Source organism: Curtobacterium flaccumfaciens (assembly GCF_018598405.1).
GTDB lineage: Bacteria > Actinomycetota > Actinomycetes > Actinomycetales > Microbacteriaceae > Curtobacterium > Curtobacterium aurantiacum.
In genome coordinates this window covers 54,280-70,003 of the sequence record NZ_JAHEWS010000021.1, presented here as the reverse complement: position 1 = coordinate 70,003, position 15,724 = coordinate 54,280, and the positions used below count along the sequence as shown (strand labels likewise).

Below are 15,724 nucleotides of genomic sequence, written 5' to 3'. Positions count from 1 at the left end.
CCGACTGCCGGTGGTTCGACCTCGGGTTCGGACGGCACGGCCTCGGGGACGCAGGTGTCCCCGGTGGTCTCGATCCCGGTCACGGTGGCGGACAACGGCATCGGGCTGCTCGGGACGGGGACTGCGACGGGCACGGCGCCCGTCGCGGGCACGGGTACCGGTACCGCTCCGACTGCCGGTGGTTCGACCTCGGGTTCGGACGGCACGGCCTCGGGGACGCAGGTGTCCCCGGTGGTCTCGATCCCCGTGACGATCGGTGGCAACGGCATCGGTGTCCTCGGTGACGGCACGAGCACCGGTTCGACGGCCCCGGTCGGCACCACCCCGGGCAGCACGACCCCGACGACCGGCGGCTCGACCTCCGGCGACGGCGGCCTCGGCTCCGGCACCCAGGTCACCCCGGTGATCGCCCTGCCGATCACCATCGGAGGCAACGGGGTCGGCATCGTCGGCGACGGCACCGGCACCACGCCCGGCAGCACCACCCCCGGCACCGGCACCGGTACCGACCCGGGCACGGACCCCGGTACCGACCCGGGCACGGACCCCGGTACCGACCCGGGCACGGACCCCGGTGCCGACCCGGGTACCGACACGGGCACGGACCCCGGTACCGACCCGGGCACCGAGCCGGGAACGGTCCCGGCCGACGGAACGGGCACCAGCACCGGCACTGCGCCGGGCGTGGTGACCATCCCGGTGGGCTCGGCCGACGTCGTCGGGCCGACCCGGGCCTCCACGGCGGGTGTGGTGACCACCACGACCGCTGTCACCAGGGGGGTCGCGGCGACCGCCGGGACCGTCGCGGACACTGCCGCAGCCGGTGACGGCCAGCCGGAGCTCGCCTACACGGGAGCCGGCTCGCCGGTCCTGCCGGCCGGGTTCGCGCTCCTGCTGCTCCTCGCCGGAGCGGGCACGCTCGTGCTCCGTCGCCGGCACTGAGCAGGGGGACGAGGGGCGTCACCACGGTGGCGCCCCTCGTCGTCGTGACCGCCGGTCGGGAGATGCTCACGCATCGGGTGCGCGTGCATGGTTCGACAGGACACCGGTCGATCGACGGGTGCTCTGTCGGAACACCGGCGCACCTCATGCCCGTATGCGCCGGCGGTGCGTCGCTCGGTTACGACCGCCGACCGGACGTGGCGCGGCCGTCAGCGGCCTGGGGTATCGTTCCGACTACGCAAGCGCTCCGGGGTCGGTGTAATTCCGAGCCGGTGGTGACAGTCCACGAACTGATGACGGGTGCGAACCCGACAGAGGTTGACCCGGTGGGATTCCGGGACCGACGGTGAAAGTCCGGATGGGAGGCGCGCTGGGCGGACAGGACGACCCCACGACCCGTGGGGTGCGGCCCGTCCGTCGATGCCGACGATCGTCGATCGCCCCCGGAGTCCCGTTGAGAGGACACCAGTGTTCACCGGCATCATCGAGGAACTCGGCACCGTCACCGCCGTCGAGCAGCAGGGCGACTCCGTCGCGCTCACCGTGCACGGCCCCGTCGTCGTGCAGGACGCCCGTCACGGCGACTCGATCGCGACGAGCGGTGTCTGCCTGACCGTCGTCGAGCAGACCCCCGAGACCTTCACCGCCTTCGTCATGAAGCAGACCCTCGACATGAGCGCCCACGGTGCGCTCCGCGTGGGGGACCGGCTGAACCTCGAGCGAGCCGCCTCGGTCGGCGACCGCCTGGGCGGGCACATCGTGCAGGGCCACATCGACGGCACGGCCACGGTGCTCGAGACGTCCGACGGCGACGGCTGGCGACGTGTGCGGTTCTCGCTGTCGCCGGCGCTCAGCCCGCTCGTGGTCGACAAGGGCTCGATCGCGCTCGACGGCGTCTCGCTCACCGTCAGCGCCGTCGCACCGGAGGACACCGCGCCCGATGCCGCCTGGTTCGAGGTCAGCCTGATCCCCGAGACGCTCGAGGCGACGACGCTCGGCCTCCGCGTGCCGGGCGACCGGGTCAACGTCGAGACCGACGTCCTGGCGCGGCACGTCCGTCGCATGCTGCGGCTCGACGCCGCGGCGCAGTCGCTGGAGACCGTCGGATCGGAGGCCCGGTGATGGTCGCCGAGGTCGGCGCACTCCCGCAGGCACTCGGGTCGTCGAGCATCGAGACGGCGATCGCGTCGATCGCGGCCGGCCGCCCGGTGATCGTCGTGGACGACGAGGACCGCGAGAACGAGGGCGACGTCATCCTGTCCGCCGAGCTCGCGTCGCCGGAGTGGATCGCCTGGACGGTCGCGCACTCGTCCGGTTTCATCTGCGCCCCGGTCAGCACCGAGATCGCGGACGCCCTCGACCTCCCACCGATGGTGGCGCACAACGAGGACGTCCGGGGCACCGCGTACACCGTCACGGTCGACGCGGCCGTCGGCGTGACCACGGGGATCAGCGCGCACGACCGTGCCCGGACCCTGCGGGTCCTCGCCGACCCGGCCTCGGTGCGCGACGACCTGCACCGACCCGGACACGTGGTGCCCCTGCGGGCCCGTCCGGGCGGCGTCCGCGAACGTGCCGGACACACCGAAGCAGCGATCGAGCTCGTCACCGCGGCCGGGCTCCGGCCCGCTGCGGCGATCTGCGAGATCGTCGACGAGGACGGCAGCATGATGCGCTTGCCGGCGCTCGTCGAACTCGGGGCGCGCGAGGGCGTGCCCGTCATCACCATCGCCGCGCTCGCCGAGTGGCTGGACGCGGCAGACCGGGCGGCGGCAGCGACTGCCGCGCCCACGGAAGGAACGACACGATGAGCGGAGCAGGCGCGGCGGACCGCGACCAGGTCGACGGCACCGGGATCCGGGTGGCGATCATCGCCGGACAGTGGCACGACACGATCGCCGCGGGCCTGCTGGCCGGGGCGCAGCGCGAGGTCGAGCGACTCGGTGCCACGGCCGACGTCATCCCCGTCCCCGGCAGCTTCGAGCTGCCCGTGGTCGCCAAGACCGCACTCGAGGCCGGGTTCCACGCCGCGGTCGCACTCGGCGTCATCATCCGCGGCGGTACCCCGCACTTCGAGTACGTCTCCGACGCTGCGACGAGCGGGCTCACGCGCGTCGCGATCGAGACCGGCAAGCCCGTCGGGTTCGGTGTGCTGACGCTGGACGACGAGCAGCAGGGGCTCGACCGCGCGGGGCTCCCGGGCTCCAAGGAGGACAAGGGCGCCGAGGCCGCCCACGCCGCGATCAGCACCGCCGTCACGCTGCGGTCCCTGCGCGTCCTCGCGTAGCGCGACGCGGAACGGCCCCGCTCCTCTCGACGAGGTGCGGGGCCGTTCTGCGCTTGCTGGCCAGCGGCTGTGCCTGCTGGCTGGCGGCTGCTGGCTAGCGCTTGCCGAACACGTGGATCGGCAGGAAGAAGGAGAGGCTCATCAGGAGCACGCCGGCCATGAAGACGAAGGCCTGGCCGGACTCGACCTGGAAGGCGAACCCGAACAGGTACATCGACACCAGCAGCAGCAGGATCGAGAAAACAGCGGCGATGACGCGGCCCACGGGATACCTCCGGGTGTCGACGAGTGGATCGTTCCCCAGTCTATCCCCAGCGGGGCGTGTGCCGGTTCACGCGCCGGGTCGGGTGGCGATCAGGCGGTCGACGACGGCGAGCAGTGTCTCCATGTCGACGCTGCCACGCTTGGGCCGCACGTCGCTCGCGGCCCCGAGGGAGGCCTGGTGGTACAGCCCGTCGCCGAGGAGCTTGACGGCCTGCGCGGTGGGCTCGTCGCCGAGGGCGTCGACGAGCGTCGCGAGCCAGGCGTTCTCGGTGTCGTCGAGGGTGCGGCCGGCCTCCTCGTACCCGGCCTGCTGCAGACGGCTCGCGGCGAGCAGGGCGAGGTCGAGCTCGCTGCCGACGAACAGGCAGTTGCGGACGAAGTAGCGCGCGGCGCCGTCCTCGGCCTCCTGCATGCGCTCGACGTCGATCGCGGACAGGTCGGAGAGTCGCTCGCAGAGCCCCTCGACCAGCGCCGCCTTCGAACCGAAGTGGTAGAGCAGCCCGCCCTTCGAGACACCGGCGCGGGCGGCGACGGCGTCGAGCGTGGCGGGACGTTCGCCCTCCTCGCACACGATGGCGACGAAGCTGTCGAGGACACGGTCGCGGGCACTGGCCATGCCGAGAGTCTAGGAGCAGTTCCCGCTGGCTCGGACGCCCGGTCACCCACGCGGATCGTGAACGCTCACGAATCCCGACCCACCCGTTGCCGATCTCTCCGCTTCGGACTAGCGTCGACCCGAACGTGAAGGTTCACGAGACGACAAGGATCCGCATGTCAGCGCAGACGGCGAACACCGCCACCACCCCGACCTCCACCGCCACCGACCGACCGGGATGGGCCGTCCTCGGCCCCGGCGGCATCGCCCGACGGTTCCTCTCGCAGCTGCCCGCCAGCGGCGGCGTCCTGGTGGCGGCGGGCAGCTCGTCGACCGAGCGGGCGAAGGCCTTCGCCGACGAGGCCACCGGGTTCGGGTTCACCGGCGTCACCGCGGGCACCTACGACGAGGTCCTCGCCGACCCGCGCGTCGACGCCGTCTACGTCTCCACCGTGCACACCGGGCACGCCCGGCTCGTGCTCGCAGCCCTCGAGGCCGGCAAGGCCGTCCTCTGCGAGAAGCCCCTCGCGGTGAACCACGGCACCGCTATGGCGCTGGCCGACGCCGCCCGGCAGGCCGGTCTGCCCCTCGTCGAGGCGTTCATGTACCGCTTCCACCCGCAGACCGCGGCGCTGCTCGACCTGGTCCGTGACGGCGTGATCGGTGACGTCACCCACGTCGACGCTTCCTTCGCGTTCCGGACGGGCGAGCGCACCGGTCGACTGTTCGACGTCGAGACCGCGGGCGGCGGGATCCTCGACGTCGGCGGGTACCCCGTGACCATGGCCGCCGCGATCGTGCAGGCCGCCACCGGGGTCGCCGTCGCCGAGCCGGTGGACCTCACCGCCACGGGCACCCTCGGGCCGACCGGTGTCGACGAGTGGACGGTCGCCCAGCTCACCTACCGGGGAGGGATCACGGCGTCCGTCCGCACCGGCGTCTTCGTGCAGGACGACAACGCCGTGTCGGTCTACGGCACACGTGGTCGCATCGTGCTCACCGACCCGTGGACCCTCGGTGACGACCCCACCATCGAGATCCGCACCGTCGACGAGCCGCCGCGCACGCTGTCCTTCGCGGGCGGGCACCCCTACGCCCGCGAAGCCGACGCCACGACCGACGCCCTGCGTGCCGGCGCGGTCGAGGCACCGCAGATGACCATCGACGAGACGCTCGCCACCGCGCGCACGCTCGACAGGTGGCGTGCAGCGATCGGCCTGCGCTACCCGTTCGAGGCCGAGACCGCGGACATCCCGACGGTGTCCGGCCGACCGCTCGCCGTGCAGGACGGCAACCCCATGCGGTACGGCGAGGTGCCGGGCGTCGGCAAGCGGATGTCCCGCCTGGTGATGGGCGTCGACAACCAACCCGACCTGGCACACGCCAGCGCGATCTTCGACCTGTTCGTCGAGCAGGGCGGCAACGTGTTCGACACCGGGTACATCTACGGCGGCGGTGTGCTCGAGGGGCGGCTCGGCCAGTGGATCCAGAACCGGGGGCTCCGCGAGGACGTCGTGGTCATCACGAAGGGTGCCCACACGCCGTACTGCGACCCGGAGTCGCTCACCCGGCAGCTGCTGGAGAGCCTGGAGCGCCAGGGCACCGACTACGCGGACATCTACATGATGCACCGCGACAACCCCGACGTGCCCGTGGGGGAGTTCGTCGACGTGCTCGACGAGCACCGCCGCGCCGGCCGCATCCGCGTCTACGGCGGCTCGAACTGGACCCCCGCTCGCTTCGACGAGGCGAACGAGTACGCCCGGGCGAACGGCAAGCACGGGTTCGAGGTCCTCAGCAACCACTTCGGCCTCGCCGAGGCGTACGACGTGCCGTGGGACGGCTGCGAGCACGCGACCGACGCCGCGTCGAAGGCCTGGCTCGAGGAACGCCAGGTCCCGCTGCTGCCGTGGTCGTCGCAGGCACGTGGGTTCTTCACCGGTCGCGCGGCCCCGGAGGACACCAGCGACGCCGAGCTCGTCCGCTGCTACTACTCGGACGACAACTTCGAGCGGCTGCGTCGTGCACGGGAGCTCGGCGAGCAGTTCGGCGTCCCCGCGACGGCGATCGCGCTGGCCTACGTGCTCAACCAGCCGTTCCCGACCTTCCCGCTCTTCGGACCCCGTACGATCGCGGAGGCCCGCTCGTCCATGACGGGCCTCTCCGTCGACCTCACCCCGGAACAGGTGGCATGGCTGGACCTCCGCGCCTGAACCCGGGCGGCCGCGCGACGATCATCGACGTCGCCGCGGCCGCCGGGGTGTCCCGGCAGACCGTCACCCGCGCGATGAACGGCATGTCCGGCATCAGCGCGGCGACCAAGGAGCGGGTGCTCGCCACCGCGGCGGCACTCGACTACCGTCCGTCGCGCTTCGGCCGTGGTCTCGTCACGGGTGGCGACCACCAGCTCGGCCTCGTCGTCAACGACCTGCGGAACCCCTACGCGCCGGCGCTCGCGTCCTCGGTCCTCGGCCTGGCCGCCGCCCGCGGGTGGAACGTCATGCTCGCCGACGTCGGGCTCGCGAGCGACTCGGACCGCATGGTGGAGTCCCTCGGTGCCCAGACCGACGTCGTCATCGGCTACCTCGGGTCGCGGGCGCCGGAGTGGATCGAACGGCTCGGCTCGGTCCCGGTCGTCGAGCTCGACCCGTCGGGGCCGGTGACCCGCGCCGCGGTCCGGATCGACCCGACGGCGGCCATCGAGGACCTCGCGGACCACCTCGTCGACGCCGGCGTGAAGCACCCCGTCGTGCTCGACGCTGCCGCCGACGGTGTGCCGAGCCAGCGCGGGGAGCGGATGGTCGCGGCACTCCGACGACGTGGGTACCTGCCCGACCTCGTCGTCGCGGCGGCACCCACCGCCGAGGCCGGCGCCGAGTGCACCGAGCGGATCCTCGCCGAGCACCGGCGGGTGGACGCGGTCCTGGCCTTCAACGACGTGCTGGCCCTCGGCGTGCTGTCCGCCTGCCGTCGTGCCGGCGTCGACGTCCCCGGTGACGTCCGCGTGGTCGGCGTCGACGGGCTGCCGCTGGGGACACTCGTCGCGCCGACGCTCACCACCCTGGCGGTCGACCTCGACGAGGTCGCCGGTCAGGCCCTCGACCTCGCGCTCGGCATGCTCGCGGGGGAGCTGCCGCGCTCCGGCGCGGCCGTCGAGCGCACGGTGCGACACCGGTTGCTGCTCCGCGAATCGGCGTAGGTCCGAAGACGCGACCAGTGGGCGGTCTGGAAGGCCCGTGGCGGGACCGCCACGGGCCTCCCATCTGTCCATCTGTTGCACTTGCAACCAAAACCGTCCGGACGGTACACTAACGGAGTCCTGACGGGGCGCGTGTCCATCCCGCGTCCCGTCTCGTCTGCCCCACGTACCACCCGCCGTCGACCTGGTCCGGCTCGAAGTCCCAGGAGTCCGCCGTGTCCGCACTGCTCACCAGCCCCGTCGCCACCCGCGTCACCGGGAGCCGCGCCCGACGGTTCCTGGCGCTCGCCGTGCTCATGCTGCCGGTGCTGCTCATCTCGGTCGACAACACCATCCTGAGCTTCGCCCTGCCCTCGATCAGCCGCGCGCTCAACCCCGATGCCACCACGCAGCTCTGGATCGTGGACGCGTACCCGCTCGTCCTCGCCGGCCTGCTCGTCGTGATGGGCAGCATCGGTGACCGCATCGGACGCCGCCGGATCCTGGTGATCGGTGCCACCGGCTTCGCCCTGTTCTCGGTGGCCGCGGCCTTCGCGACCGACGCCTGGATGCTCGTCGCGGCCCGGATCGCGATGGGCGTCTTCGGGGCGATGCTCATGCCCGCCACGCTGTCGATCATCCGCAACGTGTTCGTCGACGCGGGGGAGCGGCGGATGGCACTCGCCGTCTGGTCGACGATGTTCGCGGCCGGCAACGCGCTCGGGCCGCTCGTCGGCGGCGCGCTGCTCGCGCACTTCCACTGGGGCAGCGTGTTCCTGGTCGCCGTGCCGATCCTGGTGCTCATGCTCGTCGGCGTGCCGTTCTGCGTGCCCGAGTCGCGCGACCCGATGCCCGGGCCGGTCGACCTGCCGAGCATGTTCCTGTCCCTCGGCGCGCTCGCCCCGATCGCGTGGGCCATCAAGTCGGTCGTGCACCCCGAGGAGCGCGGCCTCGCGATCGCCATGCTCGCGGTCGGTGTCGTGTGCGGCATCGCGTTCGTCCGCCGACAGCTGCGGTCCCGTACGCCGATGCTCGACCTGCGGCTGTTCCGCAGCACGGCCTTCACGGGCAGCGTGCTGATGAACCTGGCGGCGATGTTCTCGCTCACCGGGTTCCTGTTCTTCATCGCCCAGCACCTGCAGCTCGTGGCCGGGCTCGACCCGTTCGCGTCCGGGGTCGTGCTCATCCCCGGGTCGGTGCTGACCATCGTCGCCGGGCTCGCGGTCGTGCCGGTCGTCGCCCGGGTCGCACCGCGCTGGGTCGTCTCGGTGGCGCTGCTGTTCTCGGCGGCGGCGTACGCCCTCGTCGCGGTCCTCGGACACCACGCCTCCATCGCCGCGCTGGCCTTCGCGTTCGTGCTGCTCGGCATCGGCATCGGGGCGTCCGAGACGGTGACGAACGACCTCATCATCTCGACGGCACCCGCCGACAAGGCCGGTGCGGCGTCGGCGATGTCCGAGACGGCGTACGAGATCGGCGCCGTCCTCGGCACGGCGGTCCTCGGCACGATCCTGGCGACGACCTACCGGGCCCACGTCGTGGTGCCCGACGGGCTGTCCTCGTCGGCGCACGTCGCGGCGCAGGAGACCCTCGGCGGCGCGGTCGCCGCGGCGGGGCAGCTCGGCGGCGGTGCGGGGCAAGCCCTGCTCGAGTCCGCACGGGCAGCGTTCGACTCCGGCGTGACGATCACGGCCGGTGTCGCGGCGGTGCTCATGGTGGTGGCGGCCGTCGGCGCGCTCGTCATGCTCAAGCGCCGCTGAGCGGACGCGCCGCGCCGCGGGCACTTCGCCGCGGGCACTTCGCGTCGCGCACTTCGCCGCGCGCACTTCGCGTCGCTCGCTTCGCTGAGCTTCGTGAGCAGGAATGGTCGGGTCGCGCACGGTGACCCGACCATTCCTGCTCACGAAGTGCCCCTACGGCGCGCCCGGCAGCGCCCGAACCTGTGAATCGTTGACCTCAACCAGGGTTCAGGTCATACGTTGGGTGACAGCCGCCGAGTGACGGCAGCCTCTCCCGAAGGAACGACCACAATCACCATGCCCGACGAAGCACCGGCGACCATCGCCGACGCGTACAAGTCCGCCTTCCGCGGGCACCCGGCCGGCGTCGCCGTCATCACGGCCGAAGGCCCCGACGGTCCGACCGGCCTCACCGCCTCGAGCGTCGCGAGCGTCGCCGTCGACCCACCCGTCCTCGTCTTCTCGCTCTCCACGAACTCCGGCTCAGCCGGGGTCGTGCTCGGCGCCCCACTGTTCGTCGTGCACCTGGTCGACTCCCTCGGGGTCGGACTCGCCAAGCGCTTCGCCTCGACGGGCAGCCCCGCCGCCGACGACCCGATCTGGGGCACCCTGCCGTCCGGCGACCGCTACCTGCCGAGCGCGGCGAGTGCGCTGCGCTGCCGACCGCTGTCGACGACGCCCATCGGCAGCTCGACCGTCGTCGTCGCCGAGGTGCTCGACATCATCGTCGGCGCCGACCGTGGTGAACCGCTCGTCTACCACAACCGGGAATTCCACTCCCTCACCGATCGTTCCCGGCTCTCGTGAGCCGCGGAGCTGCGTCCACAACCCACTGATCGAAAGGACCTCACATGGCTGAGTACACCCTGCCGGAGCTGCCGTACGACTACGCCGCACTCGAGCCGCACATCAGCGGCAAGATCATGCAGCTGCACCACGACAAGCACCACCAGACCTACGTGACGGGTGCGAACACCGCGCTCGAGCAGCTCGCCGAGGCTCGTGAGTCGGGCAACCTGGCGAACGTCAACAAGCTCGAGAAGGACCTCGCGTTCCACCTCGGTGGCCACGTGAACCACTCGATCTTCTGGACCAACCTCGGCCCGGACACGAAGGTCCCCGAGGGCGAGCTCGCCGCGGCGATCGACGAGTTCTTCGGTTCGTTCGAGAAGTTCCAGGCGCAGTTCGCCGCCGTCGCCAACGGCATCCAGGGCTCCGGCTGGTCCGTGCTGGCCTGGGACACCGTGGGCCAGAAGCTCACCACGTTCCAGCTCTTCGACCAGCAGGGCAACATCCCGTTCGGTCTCGTCCCGATCTTCATGCTCGACATGTGGGAGCACGCCTTCTACCTCGACTACCTGAACGTCAAGGCGGACTACGTCAAGGCCGTCTGGAACATCGTCGACTGGGAGAACGTCGCCGCACGCTTCGAGAACGCGAAATCGCAGCGGTTCGTCACGCTCTGATCCGCGTCGGCGGGTCACCACGGTGACCACCTGACGAACGGGAGGCACGGTGCCAGCTGGCACCGTGCCTCCCGTTCGTGGTCCTGGCGACCGTACGGTCCGTCACCTGCGCCAGCCCTCACCGCGCGCGCTCACCGCGCGCGCTCACCGCACGCGCTCACCGCGCGCCCTCAGCGCACGCGGTCCGCGCGAGCGGTCGTCGTGGCGAGGTCGTGCGCGATGCGGCGGAGGGCTGCATCGGCGTCGGTGTGTGCGCGGTCGACGATCGCACTCCACTGCGCGCCGCGTGCCGCCATCACCGCGCGCTGGGCGGCGCGCTCCGCGTGCAGGGGGTCGGCGCCGTGTTCCCGGCACCAGGCCCCGATCGCCGCGATGTGGGAGCGGTGCGTACGGTGCTGACGGTCGCGTCCGTCGAGGGACTCGACCGATCCGAGTTCGAAGGTGAGCCGCGCCGCCAGCGCCCGGTGCGGGTCGTCGAGCCCGCCGAAGGTCGCGACCAGGTGGTCGGCCAGGGCGTCCGCGTCGGCCGCCGGGTCGAGGGGTGCCGGTGGAGACGCGGTCGCGAGGTGTTCGACGACCGCGTCGATCAGGGCGTCGCGCGAGCCGAAGTGGTACACGACCGGGTACGCGCTCGTCCCGAGGACGCGGCCGAGTCCCCTGACGGTGACGTCTTCGATCTTGGTGTCACCGAAGTGGTCGACGACCTTCTCGAGGATCGCCGGCTTGCGGGTGGGGTCGGGCTTCCTGGGCATCACATCTCCGTCGTCGTGGCGGTGGTCGCGCGACCGGCTACATACTAGCAGCCGGTATATCAGCGCCACCACGTCGGGGAGAGTCGGCGTGCAACCTCCGTCTTCACCCATAAAAACGGAGTAAAACTCGGCTCCGAGTACACTGTTCCGGATGTCCATGCCGTACGAGGGCGCACTGCCGCCGTCTCGGCCCGAGGGGACCCGCGCCGGACGGGTGGTCGCGGGCCGCCGTCGTGGAGCCGGAAAACGCTTCCTGGTCGTCGGCGACGTCCTGGACGGTGTGCTCGTGCACACCACGGCGCACCGGATCGGTGTGCACGACCCCGCCGCGGAGATCCGGCACCGGCCGACCGGAGCCGGTGGCAACACGGCCACGTGGCTCGGATGGCTCGGAGCCGAGGTCGACGTCGTCTCCAGGGTCGGGGTGGACGACGTCTACCGGCACGAGCGCGCCCTCGAGGACGCCGGGGTCCGAGCACACCTGCGCTACGACGCGATGACGTCGACCGGGGTCGTCGTCTCCGTCCGGAACGACCACGGGCGCACCGCGATGTCGGACCCGGCCGCGAGCGGGAAGATCAGCGCCGCCGACGTCCCGCCCTCGGTCGTCGCGCGCGCCGACATCGTGCACCTCACCGGTGCCGCCATGCTCGGTGGTGGGGCCGACCGGCTCGCCGAGCTCGTGGCGTGCGCCCGGACCGGACCGGCACGCGTCGCGGTGGATCCCTCGTCGGCGGCGGTGATCGAGACCGTCGGCGCGGCCCGGTTCCTCGACGCCCTGCGCGGGGTCGACGTGCTCTTCCCCGACCAGCAGGAGGCGCTCGCACTCGCAGGGGGTGACGATCTCGACGCCGCCGTGCGTCGGCTCACCGAGCACGTCCCCCTCGTCGTCGTCACAGCCGGAGCCGACGGCGCGCTGATCGGGCGCCGGGGCCGGAGCGTCCAGCGCGTCCCCGCGACACCGGCGGCCGTCGTGGACACGATCGGGGCCGGCGATGCCTTCGTCGCCGGGTTCGTGCGTGCCTGGGCGACGGACCCGGTACGGGTCGGGGCCGCGGTGCGCGAGGGCACCCGGGTCGCCGCGCGCGCCCTCGGGTTCGTGGGCGGTCGGCCGCCGGTCTGAGCGCCCGATCGGTGGTGGTCAGCGCTCGGACGGCTCGGCGACGACGTTCAGGGTCTGGACGAGTCCCGCGGCGGAGGGGGCGAGCCGGATCTCCACGCGCAGACGCCCGCACGTCCCCGGGAGCCACCAGCGCAGGTGTGACGGTGTCGCCGAGTGCTCGGCGACCGGGGCTGCCGCGAGGTCCGCACCGACCGCCGCGACGGCCTGGGCCACCGCGCGCCGCCGGCGGTCGTAGGGGACGTCCATGGCCACGTTCGGGGTGCAGATCGCGTCTGCGATGTCGTCGCGCCAGTCGGCCAGGAGGCGCGTCACGGCGGCCTGGGCGGCTCGCGTCGCACGGCTGGTCGCCGCCACCCCGGTGCTCGCGTCGGTCGCGTCGGTCGCGTCCGTCGCCGGAGCGGGCGATCCCGAGACCGTTGCGAGCGCAGCGTCGAGCACGAGGTCGTGTGCCTGCTGGGCCGCGGCGGAGACCTTGGCCTGCGTGGCGTTCTCGAACGCGACGACCCCGAGGCCGTCCCGCACGGACCACCGCATGTGGGCGGAGAACCCCGGGTAGCCGCCGGAGTGCGACACGAGTTCGCCGAATCGGTCGTCCTGCTCGACGAACAGCCCGAAGCCGTAGGCCGTCGCGCGGGCCGAGCCGGGTACGACGGCCGGTGGGACGACCCGCATCGCCTGCTGCATGAGCCGGCGATCGGCGGGGGAGACCGGGCCGGGTTCCGGTGCGGCGGAGAACGCCGAACCGAGGTGCGTCGCCCAGCGTGCCAGGTCACGAACGGTCGAGAACAGTCCGCCGATCGACGAGAAGGCACCGGGGCCGGTCATCGGCAGGGGTTCCCAGTCGCCCTCGTACGGTCGGACGCCGGTCACGACGAACCCGCGGGAATCGTCGGCGCTGAACACGGTGTCGGTGAGTCCGAGGGGACGGAGCACGGTGTCGGCGGCGACCTCGGTGAACGGTCGGCCCGCGATGACGGCGACGACCCGCCCGAGCAGCGCGTACCCCAGGTTCGAGTAGGCGAACCGGGTGCCGGGGAGTGAGTCGAACAGCAGACCGCCGCGCAGGACGTCGTCGAGCTCGGCGTCGGAGATCGACTCCTGCCGGTCGGCCCAGGGGTCGTCGGTGGGGAAGCCCGCCGACATCGTCAACAGCATCCGCACCGTCGGGACGGGCGAGTCCGCCGTCGGCAGCGTGACGGCGCCGAAGGCCGACACGAACTCGGTGATCGGAGCGTCGAGGTCGAGCAGACCCTGCGCGCTGAGGGTGAGCAGGGTCGCGGCCGTGACGCTCTTGGTGCAGGACGCGATCCGGTACACGGTGTCGGCGTCGGGTCGGAGGCCGTCACCGCGGTCGCCGTGCCCGCCGGACGCGATGAGGCCGGAGCGGTCGAACACGCCCCACACGCTGCTCGGGGCCACGCCCTGCTCGACGCGCGCACGGAAGACGGCGTCGATCCGTTCGACGACGGTGGCGAACGCGGGGTGGTGATCGGTCATGACCGCCTCATCTGCTCGTAGGCGTCGAGCGCCCGCAGCCGGGAGGCCTTCAGGTCGACCATCGGCTCCGGACGGAGTTCGTCGGCTGGGACCCAGCGGTGGACGTACTCCCGGTGCGGGTCGAACCGCTCGAGTTGCCGGTCGGGGTTGAAGACCCGGAAGTAGGGCGCAGCATCGAAGCCGGAGCCCGCGACCCACTGCCAGTTGGCGGCGTTGTTCGCCGGGTCGGCGTCGACCAGCGTGTCCCAGAACCACTGCTCCCCGACGCGCCAGTCGACGAGCAGGTTCTTCACCAGGAAGCTCCCGGCCGCCAGCCGCACCCGGTTGTGCATCGCCCCGCTGTGCCAGAGCTCGCGCATGCCGGCATCGACCAGGTCGAAGCCGGTCAGGCCCTGCCGCCAGCGGTCGAGCTCGTCGTCCGACGGCTCGCGCCACGGGAACGCGTCGAAGTTCCGCCGGACGTTGACGGTGGCGATGTCGTCGCAGTGGAAGTACTCGTTCCAGTTGAACTCGCGCCAGGCCAGCTGCCGGAGGAACGCGGCGGCGTTCTGCCGCTGCGCGGGCTCGAGTCGTTCGTGCAACCGGTGCCACACCTGGTACGGGCTGATCTCGCCCCACCGCAGGAACGGGGACAGGCTGCTCGTGGCGGCCATCGCGGGCTCGTCGCGCTGGTCGTAGTCCTCGAGCGCGTGCTCGACGAAGTGCTCGAGCTGCTCGTGTGCACCGTGTTCACCGGGGGTCCAGGCATCGCGGAGCCCGCCCGCCCAGTCGGGCTTCGTCGGCAGCAGTGCCCAGTCGTCGAGCGCGTCGCCGGTGACGTCGGCCGGGGCGGGCAGTGCCTGCACGGCGTTCCAGAACGGGGTGAAGACCTTGTACGGTTCGCCCTGTCCGGTGAGCACCGTCCACGGCTCCCAGAGCAGGTTCGCGGCGAAGCTGTGCGCCTCGATGCCGCGTTCGTGCAGGGCGGCCTTGATGCCGGCGTCGATGTCCCGCTCGACGGCGCCGTACCGACGGTTCCAGTACACGGCGTCCGCTCCGGCATCGGCGACGAGCTGATCGATGACCTCGGCCCCAGCGCCCCGACGGAGGACGAGTCGGGACCCGCGCTCGCGGAGATCGGTGTCGAGCGCGGTCAGCGAGTGGTGCAGCCACCAGCGGCTCGCGGCACCGATCGGACGGAGGCCCGGGGACCGCTCGTCGAGCACGACGACCACGGTGACGTCGCCGCCGTGGTCGATCGCCGCTCGGAGCGCGGGGTTGTCCGACAGCCGGAGGTCGTCACGGAGCCAGACGATCGCGCCGGTCACACCGTCGCCGCGTCCGGAGCGGCGACCGGGCGGGTCACCGAGCGGCGGTCCGGTGCCGTGCCGACCGCGAGCCGGAGCTTGGTGCAGAGTTCGGTCAGGGTGCGGAGCTCGGGGTCGGACAGCCCCGCGCCGACCTGGCGGGCGATGCTCGCGGCGTGCTGCACGGCGACCTGCCGGTAGACGTCGAAGCCGTGCGGGGTCAGCGCCACGATCACCCCGCGGGCGTCGGTGGGGTCCGGCTGCTTCTCGACGATGCCGCGGGCGAGCAGCCGGTCGACCAGACGGCTGACGCTCGGCTGGGTCAACAGGAGGTGCCCGGTGAGGTCACGCATGCGGCAGCGACGGCCGGGCTGGGTCGACAGGTTGAAGCAGACGTCGTACTCGTTGAACGAGATCTCGTCGCCGGGGAAGTCCGCGTTGAGACTCCGCATCACGGCGACCTGGGCGCGGAAGAGCGCTTCCCAGGCGGCGACGGCGGTCGCCTTCTCACTGCGGCGTGTCTCGCTCACGTTCGCGTTCCCTCCGGTCGTACGGTCCGTCCACACTACCGACGGGGTCCGACAGGAGCCGGGCG

General features: G+C 72.1%; 16 protein-coding genes and 1 riboswitch. Of the genes, 10 read left to right on the top strand and 6 right to left on the bottom strand.

All coding sequences use genetic code 11. The features are described from left to right. The 4 genes from KK097_RS13410 to ribH all read left to right on the top strand — a co-directional run. Nucleotides 1–942 (top strand): LAVTG motif-containing sortase-dependent surface protein (locus tag KK097_RS13410; RefSeq protein WP_500784384.1); only part of this gene is annotated, 942 nt, incomplete at its 5' end. 239 nt (nt 943–1,181) lie between these two features. Then, nucleotides 1,182–1,316: riboswitch (FMN riboswitch) on the top strand. Between the two features lie 94 nt (nt 1,317–1,410). Then, nucleotides 1,411–2,064 carry a riboflavin synthase gene (locus KK097_RS13405; RefSeq protein WP_214545149.1) on the top strand — a complete coding sequence of 218 codons (654 nt, stop codon included), beginning with the start codon at nt 1,411–1,413 and terminating at the stop codon, nt 2,062–2,064. After that, complete coding sequence (ribB, locus tag KK097_RS13400; RefSeq protein ID WP_214529626.1) at nt 2,064–2,753, top strand: 3,4-dihydroxy-2-butanone-4-phosphate synthase; 690 nt, start codon at nt 2,064–2,066, stop codon at nt 2,751–2,753. The genes KK097_RS13405 and ribB overlap by 1 nt, the downstream gene beginning before the upstream one ends. Then, the gene (ribH, locus tag KK097_RS13395) at nt 2,750–3,229 is read left to right on the top strand and encodes a 6,7-dimethyl-8-ribityllumazine synthase (protein WP_214529624.1); all 480 of its coding nucleotides are present in this window, start codon (nt 2,750–2,752) and stop codon (nt 3,227–3,229) included. The genes ribB and ribH overlap by 4 nt, the downstream gene beginning before the upstream one ends. A 94-nt stretch (nt 3,230–3,323) precedes the next feature. On the opposite strand, the gene KK097_RS13390 is transcribed toward ribH, so the two are convergent. Then, nucleotides 3,324–3,494 (bottom strand): hypothetical protein, encoded by a 171-nt coding sequence (locus KK097_RS13390; RefSeq protein WP_017888559.1) that lies wholly within the window; start codon nt 3,492–3,494, stop codon nt 3,324–3,326. A 66-nt stretch (nt 3,495–3,560) separates the two neighbouring features. Then, nucleotides 3,561–4,109 (bottom strand): TetR/AcrR family transcriptional regulator, encoded by a 549-nt coding sequence (locus KK097_RS13385; RefSeq protein ID WP_214545148.1) that lies wholly within the window; start codon nt 4,107–4,109, stop codon nt 3,561–3,563. Between the two features lie 155 nt (nt 4,110–4,264). Here KK097_RS13385 and KK097_RS13380 point away from each other — a divergent pair, with 155 nt between their 5' ends. The 5 genes from KK097_RS13380 to KK097_RS13360 all read left to right on the top strand — a co-directional run bounded on the left by KK097_RS13380 (nt 4,265) and on the right by KK097_RS13360 (nt 10,471). Continuing rightward, on the top strand, nt 4,265–6,301 hold the full coding sequence (locus KK097_RS13380; RefSeq protein WP_214545147.1) for an aldo/keto reductase: 2,037 nt from the start codon (nt 4,265–4,267) through the stop codon (nt 6,299–6,301). Beyond that, on the top strand, nt 6,280–7,287 hold the full coding sequence (locus KK097_RS13375) for a LacI family DNA-binding transcriptional regulator (protein WP_214545146.1): 1,008 nt from the start codon (nt 6,280–6,282) through the stop codon (nt 7,285–7,287). Before KK097_RS13380 ends, KK097_RS13375 begins: the two co-directional genes overlap by 22 nt. Nucleotides 7,288–7,502: 215 nt before the next feature. Next, entirely contained in the window at nt 7,503–9,026 is a 1,524-nt protein-coding gene (locus KK097_RS13370) for an MFS transporter (protein WP_214529615.1), read from the top strand. A gap of 276 nt (nt 9,027–9,302) precedes the next feature. Beyond that, nucleotides 9,303–9,812, top strand: a complete 510-nt coding sequence (locus KK097_RS13365; protein ID WP_214529613.1) for a flavin reductase family protein — start codon at nt 9,303–9,305, stop codon at nt 9,810–9,812. A gap of 44 nt (nt 9,813–9,856) precedes the next feature. Further along, nucleotides 9,857–10,471: a superoxide dismutase gene (locus tag KK097_RS13360; RefSeq protein ID WP_214529612.1), complete on the top strand. Its 615-nt coding sequence runs from the start codon at nt 9,857–9,859 to the stop codon at nt 10,469–10,471. A gap of 170 nt (nt 10,472–10,641) precedes the next feature. Here KK097_RS13360 and KK097_RS13355 read toward each other — a convergent pair whose 3' ends face one another. Further along, nucleotides 10,642–11,223 (bottom strand): TetR/AcrR family transcriptional regulator, encoded by a 582-nt coding sequence (locus KK097_RS13355; protein ID WP_214545145.1) that lies wholly within the window; start codon nt 11,221–11,223, stop codon nt 10,642–10,644. 151 nt (nt 11,224–11,374) lie between these two features. On the opposite strand from KK097_RS13355, the gene KK097_RS13350 reads away from it, so the two are divergent. Beyond that, nucleotides 11,375–12,346 (top strand): carbohydrate kinase family protein, encoded by a 972-nt coding sequence (locus KK097_RS13350; protein ID WP_214545144.1) that lies wholly within the window; start codon nt 11,375–11,377, stop codon nt 12,344–12,346. A gap of 18 nt (nt 12,347–12,364) precedes the next feature. Here KK097_RS13350 and KK097_RS13345 read toward each other — a convergent pair whose 3' ends face one another. The 3 genes from KK097_RS13345 to KK097_RS13335 are packed head-to-tail and all read right to left on the bottom strand — an operon-like array spanning nt 12,365 to nt 15,659. Continuing rightward, nucleotides 12,365–13,843: a serine hydrolase domain-containing protein gene (locus KK097_RS13345; protein WP_214545143.1), complete on the bottom strand. Its 1,479-nt coding sequence runs from the start codon at nt 13,841–13,843 to the stop codon at nt 12,365–12,367. Continuing rightward, nucleotides 13,840–15,150 (bottom strand): cryptochrome/photolyase family protein, encoded by a 1,311-nt coding sequence (locus KK097_RS13340; protein ID WP_214545142.1) that lies wholly within the window; start codon nt 15,148–15,150, stop codon nt 13,840–13,842. The genes KK097_RS13345 and KK097_RS13340 overlap by 4 nt, the downstream gene beginning before the upstream one ends. Continuing rightward, nucleotides 15,147–15,659 carry a MarR family winged helix-turn-helix transcriptional regulator gene (locus KK097_RS13335; RefSeq protein WP_307858434.1) on the bottom strand — a complete coding sequence of 171 codons (513 nt, stop codon included), beginning with the start codon at nt 15,657–15,659 and terminating at the stop codon, nt 15,147–15,149. The genes KK097_RS13340 and KK097_RS13335 overlap by 4 nt, the downstream gene beginning before the upstream one ends. Nucleotides 15,660–15,724 lie beyond the last annotated feature (65 nt).

What these genes read in the sequence shown, in the direction of transcription:
- ribB (WP_214529626.1), top strand. Translation starts at nt 2,064, where the DNA reads ATGGTCGCCGAGGTCGGCGCACTCCCGCAGGCACTCGGGTCGTCGAGC.
- ribH (WP_214529624.1), top strand. Translation starts at nt 2,750, where the DNA reads ATGAGCGGAGCAGGCGCGGCGGACCGCGACCAGGTCGACGGCACCGGG.
- KK097_RS13385 (WP_214545148.1), bottom strand. Translation starts at nt 4,109, where the DNA reads ATGGCCAGTGCCCGCGACCGTGTCCTCGACAGCTTCGTCGCCATCGTG.
- KK097_RS13380 (WP_214545147.1), top strand. Translation starts at nt 4,265, where the DNA reads ATGTCAGCGCAGACGGCGAACACCGCCACCACCCCGACCTCCACCGCC.
- KK097_RS13375 (WP_214545146.1), top strand. Translation starts at nt 6,280, where the DNA reads ATGGCTGGACCTCCGCGCCTGAACCCGGGCGGCCGCGCGACGATCATC.
- KK097_RS13365 (WP_214529613.1), top strand. Translation starts at nt 9,303, where the DNA reads ATGCCCGACGAAGCACCGGCGACCATCGCCGACGCGTACAAGTCCGCC.
- KK097_RS13360 (WP_214529612.1), top strand. Translation starts at nt 9,857, where the DNA reads ATGGCTGAGTACACCCTGCCGGAGCTGCCGTACGACTACGCCGCACTC.
- KK097_RS13355 (WP_214545145.1), bottom strand. Translation starts at nt 11,223, where the DNA reads ATGCCCAGGAAGCCCGACCCCACCCGCAAGCCGGCGATCCTCGAGAAG.
- KK097_RS13350 (WP_214545144.1), top strand. Translation starts at nt 11,375, where the DNA reads ATGTCCATGCCGTACGAGGGCGCACTGCCGCCGTCTCGGCCCGAGGGG.
- KK097_RS13345 (WP_214545143.1), bottom strand. Translation starts at nt 13,843, where the DNA reads ATGACCGATCACCACCCCGCGTTCGCCACCGTCGTCGAACGGATCGAC.